The sequence below is a fragment of the Pseudomonas sp. H26/SER47-MNA-CIBAN-0231 genome (assembly GCF_040310465.1).
Taxonomy (GTDB): Bacteria; Pseudomonadota; Gammaproteobacteria; order Pseudomonadales; family Pseudomonadaceae; genus Aquipseudomonas; species Aquipseudomonas atacamensis.
In genome coordinates this window covers 50,779-63,082 of sequence record NZ_JBEOPW010000009.1, presented here as the reverse complement: position 1 = coordinate 63,082, position 12,304 = coordinate 50,779, and the positions used below count along the sequence as shown (strand labels likewise).

The following is a 12,304-nucleotide window of genomic DNA, read 5'->3' as shown; positions in this document are numbered from 1 at the left end:
CTCAGCGCCTCCCGAGTAACGCCTTGAGGTAGGTCTGCACCGCGCGAGCATTGACAAAGCGCGCGGCAGCATCAATGCGGCGCTGGCGATGCACGGCTCGCGGCGTGGCCAATTGTTGGCTGATCGCGACGGCGAGCGCGGCGGGGTCGTCGACCTCGACCAAGGGCGCGACGGCGCCATCGGCGAGAATTTCCTGCGGGCCGTACGGGCAGCGGGTCGCCACGACCGGCGTGCCGGTCGACAGGGCTTCGACCAGGGCGTTGGGGCTGCCTTCGAAACGTGACGACAAAACAAAGCAATCGGCCCGAGCGATTTCGGCGATGGGGTCGCTGGCATACCCCGGCAGATCGCAACGCTCTGCAACGCCGAGCGCTGTCGCCTGGGCCAGCAGTTCGCCGCGCAAAGCGCCTTCGCCGAAGATGATCAGCCGCGCATCGCCTTGCGGCAGGCGGGCGAAGGCGTCGATCAGGGTGTCGAAGCCTTTTTGTTGCGCCAGGCGTCCTACAGCGACGATTACCGGGGTGGTTTTGTCCTTCAGCCAGGGATGGCTGGGCGCGGCGGCGGGTTTGTCGCGAAAATCGTTGTCGAGCACCGGGTTGTCAGCGGTCGTCACATCGCGCGGGCGGGCGATGGTGGTGTCGACCAGGTCTTCGGCGACGCCTTGCGACACGCAGATCACCGGGTTGGGAATCAGCCGGTACAGCCACGGCGCCAGCCAGTAGGCGAGCTTGACCGACAGGGCCGGGTTGACGTGCTTGTCCCGCGAAAAGGCATTGCGCTCGCTGACATGCAGCCGCGCCAAGGTACCGGACAACGCGGCGGCGGCAATCGCCACGACGTTGACATGAGTGAGCACCGCCAGTTGCGCGTCGTAGCGATTGCTGCGCAAAAAGCGCATCAGCGCGGGCACGGCAGCGGCGCTGCGCGGGCTGTCGAGCAACACTTGCCTGACCCGTGGGTCGAGCGCCGGTTGATTGATGCCGGCACCGGTGAGCATCAGCAGCGTGACTTCATTGCCGGCCTCAACCAAGGCGCCGGCGAGGCGCACCATCATTTTCTCCGCGCCACCGGCGCCGAGGTCCTGGAGGATGATCAGCAGCTTTTTCATCGGTTCCATACCTGGTAATAGGCCTGGGCGGCGTACTGGCTGGTATAGGGCAGGATCGCTTCGCTGACTGAATGTCGGGCTGGAGCTGCCGGTTCGCGGTTGGCCAGACTGTCGAGCATTGCCTCGGTCAGGGCCGGCACATCATTGACACCGACCAAACGCCCGAGGCGTCCATCTTCGAGCAACTCGCGCGGCCCGCTGCCACAATCGGTGGAGATCACCGGAGTGCCCAGCGCCAGCGCCTCGACCAGCACCGTCGGCAAGCCTTCGTGCAAAGAGCTGAGCACCAACAGTTGCGAATGGCGGATCAGCGGATAGGGATTGCGCAGATGCCCGGTGAAATGCACCAGGCGTTCGATGCCCAGCCGTTGTGCCTGCGCTTCAAGCGCTGTGCGCAACGGGCCGTCGCCGGCAATCACCAGATACGGCAGCGGGCGTTGTTGCGCCGCCAGCGCGTAGGCGTCGAGCAGCAGATCGAAGCCCTTGGTGTGCACCAATCGGCCGATGCCCAGCCAGTAATGATGGGGCACACCACCGGGCAACGGCGCTTGTGCCGCACGCATCAGTTGTTCGCTGATCACTGCGTTCGGGCAATAACGAATACGCGGTCGCCCCCACGGCATCAACCCGGCAAGCGACTGGCGCAGACCGTGGGACACCGCGACCACCTTGCCGCTGCCGCACAGGTACAGCGCGTACAACAGCCGCAGGCTGGCGCGCCCGGTGTTCTGCTCGGCACAATCCAGCGCGGCATGGCGGGTGTAGATGACTTTGCAGGGACTGCCCAGGGTGGCGAACCAGGTGCAGAGATTGGCCTGTTCCTTGGCGCCAATAAGGTGCGTCACGCCTTCGCGGCGAATCAGCCGGCGCAGCAGTACGATCGATTTCAGCCAGCCAGCAAGGCCGCCGCCGCCACCGGCCATGCTCGGCGCGCCGTCAACGTTGGGCGAGTCGCCGTTCATGACGAAAAAACTCACCCGCCGTCCGTCCGCCAGAAACTGCTCGGCGAGGCGTTGCTGCACGCACTCGACGCCGCCGCCAGTCTGATAATCCTTGAGCGTGAACAGAATATGCATCGGCACAATCCTCATGGGGCAGTGACATTGATTGCCACTTGCTGGCGCAGAATCAGTTCGGTCAGGCGCAGCGCATTGCTCGGGTAGTCGAGCAGGTAACGCTTGATCGTGTGCGGCTCGCGATACATGCGGTAAAAGGCGCGCAGGTGCAGGCGATTGATCGCGTCGGGGTAGTAACGCTCGCTGGCATTGGCCTCCTGACGAATGAAACCGCCGCAGGTGAACGCCACGCCGCTGAAACCACCGCGCAGTGCTTCGAGGATAAAGCGCTCCTGCAGACCTGCACCGAGACCGACCAGCAGCAGGTTGGTGCGCTGTCGGCGGATGTCAGCTTGAATTGCCGCACCTTGTTCGGCGTCGAAGTAACCGTTGTGTGCGCCGACCAATTGCAGGCGCGGGTACTGCGTGCCGAGTTTTTCCACGAAGCGGTCAAGCTCTGCCTGCTTCGCACCGACCACATACACGCGCTTGCCGCGCTGCTCGGATTCACTCAGCACCGGGTCGGCAATCGAGGTGAAATCGAAACTGACCCGCTGCACCGCGCGCCCGGTGATGCGCGACATGAACCCGGACATCAGCATGCCGTCGCAGAAATACGCCAGCGACGGCGGCGGCTGGCGGATGAAACTGCCGATCGAGGCGAAGTTGAGAAAGGAGAAGGCCCGGTTGGAGTCCAGCAGCGCCGGCGAATAACGGTCGAGCAATTCCAGGTGGATCATGACGCGAGATCCTGTGCTTCAGCGGCGCAGGTTGGCCGTCCGACGCTGATGTAGGTGAAGCCGCGTGCGCTGAGGCGTTGCGGATCGAACAGATTGCGGCCATCGAAGATCAGCGGAGTTTTCAACTGGCGGGCGAGCAGTTCGAAGTCTGGTGCGCGAAACGATTGCCATTCGGTGACGATCACCAGCGCGTCGGCATTTTTCAGCGCCGCCTCTTTGGTCCCCGCCAACGAGAGGTCATCGCGCGCGCCGTAAAGCTGCTGCGCCTGTTCCATGGCTTTCGGGTCGAACGCCTGCACGCTGGCGCCGGCTCGCCACAACGCCTCCATCAGCACGCGGCTGGGGGCTTCGCGCATGTCGTCAGTGTTGGGCTTGAAGCTCAGGCCCCACAGCGCGAAGGTTTTGCCTTCCAGCGCGCCGTTGAAGTGCTCGGCGATCTTGTGAAACAGCGTGCTTTTCTGCTCGTTGTTGCGTGATTCCACCGCGCGGAGCAGGCGCGCATCGATGTCGACGCCGTGGGCGGCGTGGATCAGCGCCCGCACATCCTTGGGGAAACAGGAGCCGCCATAACCGATGCCGGGGTAGATGAACTGATAGCCGATGCGTGGATCCGAGCCGATGCCGTGGCGAACCATTTCGATGTCGGCGCCGAGCTTTTCCGCGAGCCCGGCCATTTCGTTCATGAAGCTGATCTTGGTCGCGAGCATGCAGTTGGCCGCGTACTTGGTCAGCTCGGCGCTGCGCACATCCATGACGATGATTTTTTCGCGGCTGCGATTGAACGGTTCGTACAGCTCGCGCATCACTGCTTCAGCGCGCGGGCTGTCGGTGCCGATGATGATCCGGTCGGGGCGCATGCAGTCGTCGACCGCGCAGCCTTCCTTGAGAAATTCCGGATTGGAAACCACATCGAAGGTCAGTGCACCACGGCCGCTTTCGCCGAGGATGGCGCTGATGCATTCGCGCACCCGATCCGCCGTGCCCACCGGCACCGTGGATTTGTCGACGATGATCTGCTCGCCGCGCAGGTGCTCGCCGATGGTGCGGGCGACGCTGAGCACATGTTTGAGATCCGCCGAGCCGTCCTCGTCCGGCGGCGTGCCGACCGCGATCAGCAACACATCGCCGTGCTTTACCGCAGCGGCCAGATCACTGCCGAATTGCAGACGGCCGCTGTGATGATTGTCCCGCACCAGGCTTTTCAGCCCGGGTTCGTAGATGGGCAGAGTGCCGTCGTTCAAGGCCTGCACCTTGGCCGCATCGACATCCACACACAGCACGTTGTGGCCAACCTCGGCCAGCGCGGCGCCCTGGACCAGTCCGACATAACCGATACCGAATACACTCACATTCATGGGAAAACCTCATGCGTGGCGGGGTGGGCCAGAGCGCAGGCCGCTGTCAGTAGATGTTTTTCGAGAACAGGGTGAAGGGCGTCTTCAGCAGGATCTTGATGTCCAGCCACAGCGACCATTGATTGATGTAATTGAGGTCCTGGGCGACCCGGCGCTGCATCTTTTCCACGGTCTCGGTTTCGCCGCGATGCCCGGTGATCTGTGCCAGCCCGGTGATGCCAGGCTTGAGCCGATGCCGCGCCATGTAGGCGCGCACCTTGCCGGTGTAATAGATGTTGTGGGTGACTGCGTGCGGGCGCGGGCCGACCAGCGCCATGTGACCGAACAGTACGTTGAACAGTTGCGGCAGCTCATCGATCGAGCTGCGTCGCAGAAAGCGCCCCAGCGGCGTGACGCGGTCGTCGTCGCGGGTGGCCTGACGCACTTGCTGATCGTCGTGCACGCGCATTGAGCGGAATTTCCACACGCGGATCACTTCGCCGTCGCAGCCATGGCGGTTCTGCTTGAACAGCACCGGCCCCGGCGAGCTCAGCTTGACCGCGATGGCCACGCCGAGCAGCAGCGGGCTGAGCAGAATCAGCGCCACCGCAGCGACGCTGCGTTCAAACAGGTCCTTGCAGAACAGGCTGCCGGGGTGCGAGGTGAGCAGGCTTTCGTTGAGATAGATCGCCGGCATGCGCTCGATCTCGGAGATCGAATGATTGAGCAGGACCATGCTGCCCAGATCCGGAATCCACACCACGTCGACGTTCATGTCGAGCAGGTTGATGTACAGCGCTTCGATGGTCGCTGCCTCAGCCATCGGCAGCACGATGTACACGCGCCGCGCCTGCAACCGCGTGATGATTTCGCGAATGTCCTCGACCTCGCCGAGCAGCGGCAGGATGCTCGGCGCCGGGCCGCTGTCGGCTTTCGCCGCGACAAAACCCAGCAGCAGTGCGCGATCCGGGTCGAGCAGTTTGCGCGCCAGTTCATGGGCGGTCGGGCAGGTGCCGATGATCACCGCGCGGCGCTCGTTGCAGATCATCTTGGTGTACATGCGCACGAACAGGTGCAGCGGCAGAAACGTCGCCGCCTGGGCGAGAAAACCCACCACGGCCCAGACAATCACCACTTGCCGGGAGAATAACGCGCTGGTCTGGGTGACGAAGGCGATGCTCATCAGCAGCCCGAGCAGAATCAGCCAGCCGGCGAGCAAACGCCCGAGCCCGACCAGCAGACCATGGCGCTTGTGGTAGACCTGCACCAGGCCGTAGACCGGCATCGAGCCAAGCACCGTGAGAATGATCAGCAGCCGATATTCACTGGGCAACTCGCCGATGCGCCAGTGCACCAGCACGATCAGCAACAGGTTGACCAGGGTCATTGCGCACAGCCATTGCACCCAGAAGGTGAGGCCGCGACGGTGTGCCATTTGCGCGGAATATTGCGAGGTCATCGGCGCGATCTCCGATTCGTCGAACAGGGAAGGATTTGCTGTTGCCGGGCGGCACGGCCCGAAGGATCAGCGCGGGGCGAAGTCGTAGTCGTAGAAGGAACGGGAATGGCCATGGCCGTACTTGCGCGCCTTGCGCAGATCGACCTGATTGAGCACCACGCCGAATACCGGCGCCTGGCTCTGCTGCAACACGGCGATGCTTTTGCGCACCTGGCCGACCGGCGTGCTCTGCGCCTTGACCACGTAGATCACCGCATCGGAATGCTGGGCCAGCAACAGCGCGTCACTGACAATTTCTGCCGGCGGCGAATCGATGATGATGTGCCGGTAGCGCGACTTGAGAATCTGCAACAGCCGGCCGAGGCGCGGTGAGCTGAGCAAATCCTGCGCCGGCGCCACGGCATTGCTCGAACTGCTCGAGGCTTTCAAACGCGGTGCCTCGAACGGATCCAGCGCCGATGGCGTCAGGCAGCCGGCCGGGAGCATGTCGAGATTGCCGACGCTGCGGATGCAGTCTTCCAGCCGCGCGGTGCCGGCCATGAGGTTGGAGAGGCCGGGGCTTTGGGGCGGGAAATCGAAGTTCAGCGACAGCGTCGGCTGCCGCATATCGGCATCGATCAGCAGCACCCGTTCCAGCGGCGCCAGCGACGAAGCGAGATTGTTGGCAATGGTGCTTTTGCCTTCGCCGGACACCGAAGACGTGACCAGCACCACCTGCGCCGGCCGTTCGTTGTTTTGCAGCATCAGCCAGGTGCGCAGGTTGCGGATGGTTTCGCAGAAACGCGGGTGGTCGTTGTCCTCGAACAGCCGCGCCAGCTGCCGCCGGCTTATTTTCATCACCAGCGGCACGACGCTGAGCAGCGGCACATTGAGCAGGCTCTCGACGGTGTCGTCGGTCTTGAAGGTGTTGCTCAGGGTATCGAAGAGGAAGGCGAGGGCGACGCCGACGACCGCAGCCACCAGCGCAACAATTGCGAGAATCAGGTTCTTGCGCGGTTTGCTCGCTTCCAGCGGTGCGATCGCCGGGTCGACGATGCGCGCCTTGGCCGAATCCATGTCCGAGGTGGCAGCGGTTTCCTTGAGGCGGGTGACGAAGGTTTCGTACAGCGCTCGGGTGCTGTCGACTTCACGCTGGAACTCGCGCAACTGGAATTCCTTGCGCGAAATGTCCTGAATCTGCGCCTTGTTGCTGTTGAAGGATTTGCGCAGCGCGTCTTCGCTGGCCACTGCCAGCTGATACTGGCGCTCGATACCGGCAACCACTTGCTGCACTTGCAGGCGCAGGCTGTTGGCCGCCGTACGCTGTTCGGAACGGGCGGAGATCAGCGCCGGGTGCTTCGGCCCGTAGCGGCCCGACAACTCTTCGACTTTGGCCTGGGCCTTGGCCAGATCAGCCTGGAACTGCTGAATCAGCGGATTGCTCAGCACTGCCGGCACGCTGGACAAACGGCTGATATCGCCGTTGCTCAAGGCTTGCGCCTGACGGAACTGACTCTCCGCTTCAGCACGGTCGCGGCGCGCATCGATCATGCGGTTGCCGGTCATCTGCAGCTCGTTGGCACTAATGGTGGCGACACCGTCGACATCGACCAGACCCTGTTCTTCGCGATAGGCCTGCAACTTGTTTTCGGCGACGCGCAGGTTGTCGCGCAACTCGACCAGGCGGGTGTTCATCCAGCTGGTGTTGTTTTGCGAAGACTTCAGGCTGGTGTCCTGCTGGCTGTCGATAAAACCCTGGGCGAGGACGTTGGCCACCGCCGCAGCGAGCGCGGGGTCGGGCAATTCGACGTCGATTTCCAGCAACTGGCTCTTGCCGACGAATTTGACGCTGGTGTGCAGCATCAGGTTTTGCGTGACGTCGTTGAACACCTGTTCTTCGGTCGCCGGCGGCTTCGGCGGCGGCAACAGGTCCAGCCATGGCAGCCACTGGTCACGATTGAGGTCCGCCAGCCATTGGCGCGGGGTGAACCAACTCTGCGCCTGCTGGCGTGGATCGGTGATCGGGTTGGTAGTCAGGCCAAGTTTGCGCACGGCGCGCTCGGCCAACTCCCGCGATTGCAGCAGGGCTTGCTGGGTCTGCAAGTAATCAGTGGTGGTGGCACCGCCGGATTCGGCGGCTTGCTGAAAACTCAACACCGGCGGCGTCTTGTCCTTGATCAGCAGTGTCGCACTGCCGACGTACTGCGGCGTGATGAACGACAGTGCCGCTACGGCCAGCGCGCAGCTGAGCAGCACCAGCCAGGCGATGTTCCACTTCGCCGACCAGATCACCCGCCACAGGTGCAGCAGATCAAGGGTGTCCGACTCGTCGGCGGCTTGCGTTGGCAAGTGGCCCTGGAGCGGACGTTCGAGGTAGGTGCTTGGGCTGTTGTCCATGATCAGAAAAAGCCTTGTGCAATGGAAATGGTGTCGCCGGGGGCGATGACGGTGGTGCGCGAGATGTTCTCGGTGACCGGTGGGCCGCCACTGCCGCGCAAAATCGTCACGCGTTTCATTGAGGCGCGTTCGGTCAGGCCGCCACCCAGGGCGATGGCTTTTTCCAGAGTGAGCCCGGGCTGGAAGGGATAACTGCCGGGCTTCTGCACCTCGCCGTTGATGTAGAACGGGCGGTATTCGATCTGGCTGAGGCTGACTTTCGGATCGACCAGATAGCCTTGCCTCAGGCCATCGACGATCTTCTGTTCGACCTGATTGGGCGTCAGGCCCTTGGCGACGATTTCGCCGAGAAACGGGTAGGAGAAGGTGCCGGCATCGTTGAGGCGGATCTTCTTGAAGCTCAGTTCCGGCTCGCCGAACACGATGATGCGCAAGACATCGCCAGCGGCCAGGCGGTAATTGGTGTCGGTGTCCGCCGCCTCGACCGTGGGCACTGTCCAGAGCAGCAACAACAATAAAATCAGGCGCGTATGCATGGCCCAACCCTCCTACAGACTGACGTCGAACGTGATCTGGAAAACATTGCGGGTGAAGCTTTCGTTGTCGGCATCGGAGTCGTTATCGCGGTGGCGGTAGGCGACTTCGACGTCCAGCCAGCGGCGCATTGCGTAATTCACGCCGAGTTTGTAGTCCTGCAAATCGTCGCTACGGTCCTGGCCTTCGTAGACGTAATGGCCCATGCCGACTTCGGCAACGCTGGTGATGCGTTCGGTCCAGCCGTGACGCCAACCGATCTGGGTGAAGGTGGCTTTCACCGCGTCGGAGCCATCGTCGCCTTCGGCCATGGCCTGGCGGGCGAGAAAGGTGAAAGTCGAGTAGGTGCGCGGTTTCCACGCCAGATCCACTTGCCAGGTCGGGTTGCTCAGGTCGTCGGAACCACTCTGGTCGAAATTCTTGCGCTCGTAACCGACGCGCAATTTGCCGGTGGTTTTCGCCGTCATGTCCCACTCGGCACCGGCCAGCACTGCGTCGGAGCGGCTGCTGCGCGGGCTGTTCGATTGCAGGTAGTCGAAGCGGGTGTGGTCGTATTCGAGCAAGCCACGGCTTTTGCTGCCGAGGCGGTGATACCAGGTGCTGGTCAGATTGCTGGTGTTGCGCTCCTTGTCATCGTTGATGCCATCGGAGTTGTCGTAGCGCAGCTGTGCGTAGCTGGCGCCGAGGTCGATCTGGTTCAGCGCACTGCGCGCGCCGAAGGTGTAGACGCCGCCGACGCGCTGACTCTCGATCTTGTCGTTGATGCCGTCGACGGCGGTCGAGGTGGTGCGCTCGTATTTACGCGCCTCGGCTTCGAGTTTCAGACGATGCCGATCAGTGAACTCCATGATGCTGTCGGCGCGCAGGCGCTGGGCGGTGTTCGAAGCGTCTGAGGCGCTGTGATAGATGTAGCGGGTCGGTTCCCAGATCACCAGCGTGGCGCTGTTGCGGTCCTCGGCCTTGAGCTCGAAGGCCGGCGCCAGACGGGTGACCATGGTCGATTCGACATCGTGTTCGACTTCGCGAAAGTTGTCGTCGTAGCTTTCCGACAAGGCAAAGGTCGGGGTGAAATCGAAGCCGTAGACATTGATCGCTTGCGGCTCAACGCACCAGGCAGCTTCGGGGGCACAGCAGGCGACGACTAAAACCAGGGAACAGCGAGGCTTCAGAGCCATGGATCACGCTCCTGATTAAGGGGGTCGGGGTCAGGGCGAAGCGGATCCGGACTATTGTCGCTGGCGTTCGAGGTAACTCAGCGGGACGCTGACGTGCTGTTGGCGGTTGAGAAAATTGAGCAGCATCATCACGCGCTCGTCGCCCTGCATGGACAGGAACACGCCTTCGAGCGGGGACAGTGGGCCCTGGACGATTTGCAGAGGTTCGCCGGGCTTGAGTGTCGGTTCGGCAGGAAAACCGAGCGACTCCTGGCTGCGTTCGCGCAGTTGCGCAATCACGTCTTCGTCGACCCGGGCGGGCACATGGTTGAATTCGACGATGCGGCTGACACCGCGGGTCGAGCGAATCGGTGCCCAGTTATCGTCGCGGCTCAGTTCAATGAATACGTAGCCGGGGAACAGCGATTCCAGTGTTCGTTGGCGTTTGCCACGAATACTTCGCTCGCTCATCAGCTGCGGCCGAAAGGTCGAATAGTTCTGTTGCTGCAGATTGAGTTGTGCCCGTTCATCCTGGCGGGGCTTGCACTGCAATAAATACCAGTTAGAGCCGTTGCGGCAAACCGTTAGCATGCTGGAGTACTCCATACATAGCGATCGTGTAAGCAGGGCGGCCGATAACGTGGGACTAGCCGCCAAGCTTGCTAGTAGGTAGTAGGCTGATCAAGGCAAAGTGCCGAGCCAGATGCATCAATGTTTATTGGCAGAGGAAGTGTTTCAAAAATGAATCAACTTGATTGGGTTGTTGTTATATCCATGGCCGTCTTGGCTATAACGAGTCCGCGCTTTTGTTTGAGCAAAGCTACCGCACGGTTCGCAGTTGCGACCTTCAGGATCCAATTACATAAATAGCCGGAGAGCAGAAAAGTGCGCGTCGGCGCGAGCTCATCGGGCAGTGATTAGTTATCGGCCAGTCTTTGCAAGCTGTCAATTGCTAACAGTCAAAAACATTACCTTTCATCCGCTGATGATGGCCATCTCACGTAAGTCATTGTTTGGTCAAGGCGGATTTTATTCGTCGGGTTTTTTAAACTTTTCGAAGTTGTTGAAGTCACGCGGGTTAGATGGCGCGCGTGATAGCAAATTAGTTTCAATCTTACATGTTTCGGTTCGTAAGAAGTTTTGATTTTAGATGCCTCGCGTCGGATGCTGCTGGCCCGAGTAACTAAGGTCGTCTATGAATAGTTACGGTCGTTCGCAGGTAAATGTTCGGGCTGCATATTTCTTGAAGTCAAACCGGTGAGCCGAGGCAATCATGAGTGTTCTGGTAACGGGTGCCGCAGGTTTTATCGGTTATCACACGGTCATGCGTTTATGTCGCGAAGGGCTAGAGGTTGTGGCGGTCGACAATCTCAATCCTTATTACGACGTCAAACTCAAACAGGCGCGTTTGCAGAGATTGCAGACGCTGGCCAATTTCACGTTCCAGCGGCTGGACATTGTCGATCAGAGCGCTCTGACCGCATTGTTCGAACACGGCCACTACAAACAGGTCATTCACCTCGCTGCGCAGGCCGGAGTGCGCTACTCGCTGGACAATCCTGATGCCTATGCGCAGTCGAATCTGGTCGGGTTTCTCAACGTTCTGGAAGCGTGCCGTCGTCACCCTCCAGAGCACTTGATCTATGCATCGAGCAGTTCGGTGTATGGCGCCAATACCAAGATGCCGTTTGCAGAAGACGATCCGGTCGATCAACCGGTTTCGTTGTACGCCGCGAGCAAACGCGCCAACGAACTGATCGCGCACAGTTACTGCCATCTCTACGGCTTGCAGGCCACCGGCCTGCGCTTCTTTACCGTGTACGGCCCGTGGGGGCGACCGGACATGGCACTGTTCAAATTCACCGAAGCGATGCTCAACGAGCGCGCCATCGACCTCTACAACCAAGGCGAAATGGCGCGCGACTTCACCTTTATCGATGACATTGTCGAAGCGATTTTCCGACTGCTCGACAAACCGCCCGCACTCAGCGCCGAGCGCGGCACCAATCGCCTGTTCAATATCGGTCGCGGCAGTCCGGTAGCGCTGATGAGCTTCGTCGAATGCCTGGAGCAGGCACTGGGCATCAAGGCTCAGCGCCGTTATTTGCCGATGCAGGAGGGCGACGTGCTGAAGACCTGGGCCGACGTATCGGCGCTGGCACGCTGCATCGACTTCAGCCCGCAGGTGCCGATCGAGCAGGGCGTGCAAGCGTTCGTGCAGTGGTATCGCGAGTTTTATCAGGTCTGATTCAGTGCAGGGTGACGGCCCTGCGACTTTCCCCGATGCGGATCCGGTCAAGGGCGCGGTTCAGCGCATCCAGTGCATCGAGCAGCGCCTTGGCCTCGGCCTCACGCCCGTCGCCCCACAGGCGTTCGGCCATTTTGTTCAAGGCCAGAATGGCGCGTTCGATGTCGGCTGCACTGGCGGTGTTCTCAGGGGCTGATGGTTTTTTCGGCATTCACGGTTCCTCGGCGGGCGGCAAACCACCATACCGCCAAGACGCCGAGCTATACACCCAGAAGTGTCGCCGATCAGCAGCGAAT

Annotated in this window: 11 protein-coding genes; 1 reads left to right on the top strand and 10 read right to left on the bottom strand. The window is 61.4% G+C overall.

Translation table 11 applies throughout. The annotated features are described in order from the left end of the window. Position 1 precedes the first annotated feature (1 nt). The 9 genes from AAEZ10_RS15640 to rfaH all read right to left on the bottom strand — a co-directional run bounded on the left by AAEZ10_RS15640 (position 2) and on the right by rfaH (position 10,351). Positions 2 to 1,108: a glycosyltransferase gene (locus AAEZ10_RS15640; RefSeq protein ID WP_350569952.1), complete on the bottom strand. Its 1,107-nt coding sequence runs from the start codon at positions 1,106 to 1,108 to the stop codon at positions 2 to 4. Then, complete coding sequence (locus AAEZ10_RS15635; protein WP_350569950.1) at positions 1,105 to 2,184, bottom strand: glycosyltransferase; 1,080 nt, start codon at positions 2,182 to 2,184, stop codon at positions 1,105 to 1,107. Before AAEZ10_RS15635 ends, AAEZ10_RS15640 begins: the two co-directional genes overlap by 4 nt. An 11-nt stretch (positions 2,185 to 2,195) precedes the next feature. Further along, positions 2,196 to 2,903: a WecB/TagA/CpsF family glycosyltransferase gene (locus AAEZ10_RS15630; RefSeq protein WP_110646542.1), complete on the bottom strand. Its 708-nt coding sequence runs from the start codon at positions 2,901 to 2,903 to the stop codon at positions 2,196 to 2,198. Beyond that, complete coding sequence (locus AAEZ10_RS15625) at positions 2,900 to 4,258, bottom strand: UDP-glucose dehydrogenase family protein (protein ID WP_110646543.1); 1,359 nt, start codon at positions 4,256 to 4,258, stop codon at positions 2,900 to 2,902. Before AAEZ10_RS15625 ends, AAEZ10_RS15630 begins: the two co-directional genes overlap by 4 nt. A 46-nt stretch (positions 4,259 to 4,304) precedes the next feature. Continuing rightward, positions 4,305 to 5,696, bottom strand: a complete 1,392-nt coding sequence (locus AAEZ10_RS15620) for an undecaprenyl-phosphate glucose phosphotransferase (RefSeq protein ID WP_122692670.1) — start codon at positions 5,694 to 5,696, stop codon at positions 4,305 to 4,307. A gap of 66 nt (positions 5,697 to 5,762) precedes the next feature. Next, positions 5,763 to 8,072: a GumC family protein gene (locus tag AAEZ10_RS15615; protein WP_350569947.1), complete on the bottom strand. Its 2,310-nt coding sequence runs from the start codon at positions 8,070 to 8,072 to the stop codon at positions 5,763 to 5,765. Positions 8,073 to 8,074: 2 nt separating this feature from the next. Continuing rightward, a complete protein-coding gene (locus AAEZ10_RS15610) occupies positions 8,075 to 8,608 on the bottom strand; it encodes a polysaccharide biosynthesis/export family protein (protein ID WP_071172312.1) in 534 nt (177 codons plus the stop codon). Positions 8,609 to 8,620: 12 nt separating this feature from the next. After that, the gene (locus tag AAEZ10_RS15605; RefSeq protein WP_350569944.1) at positions 8,621 to 9,781 is read right to left on the bottom strand and encodes an outer membrane beta-barrel protein; all 1,161 of its coding nucleotides are present in this window, start codon (positions 9,779 to 9,781) and stop codon (positions 8,621 to 8,623) included. Positions 9,782 to 9,832: 51 nt separating this feature from the next. Then, positions 9,833 to 10,351 carry a transcription/translation regulatory transformer protein RfaH gene (gene rfaH, locus AAEZ10_RS15600; RefSeq protein WP_110646548.1) on the bottom strand — a complete coding sequence of 173 codons (519 nt, stop codon included), beginning with the start codon at positions 10,349 to 10,351 and terminating at the stop codon, positions 9,833 to 9,835. 682 nt (positions 10,352 to 11,033) lie between these two features. On the opposite strand from rfaH, the gene AAEZ10_RS15595 reads away from it, so the two are divergent. Beyond that, a complete protein-coding gene (locus AAEZ10_RS15595) occupies positions 11,034 to 12,008 on the top strand; it encodes an SDR family NAD(P)-dependent oxidoreductase (protein WP_122603794.1) in 975 nt (324 codons plus the stop codon). Position 12,009: 1 nt separating this feature from the next. Here AAEZ10_RS15595 and AAEZ10_RS15590 read toward each other — a convergent pair whose 3' ends face one another. Beyond that, on the bottom strand, positions 12,010 to 12,219 hold the full coding sequence (locus AAEZ10_RS15590) for a hypothetical protein (RefSeq protein ID WP_095179863.1): 210 nt from the start codon (positions 12,217 to 12,219) through the stop codon (positions 12,010 to 12,012). Positions 12,220 to 12,304: the final 85 nt, after the last annotated feature.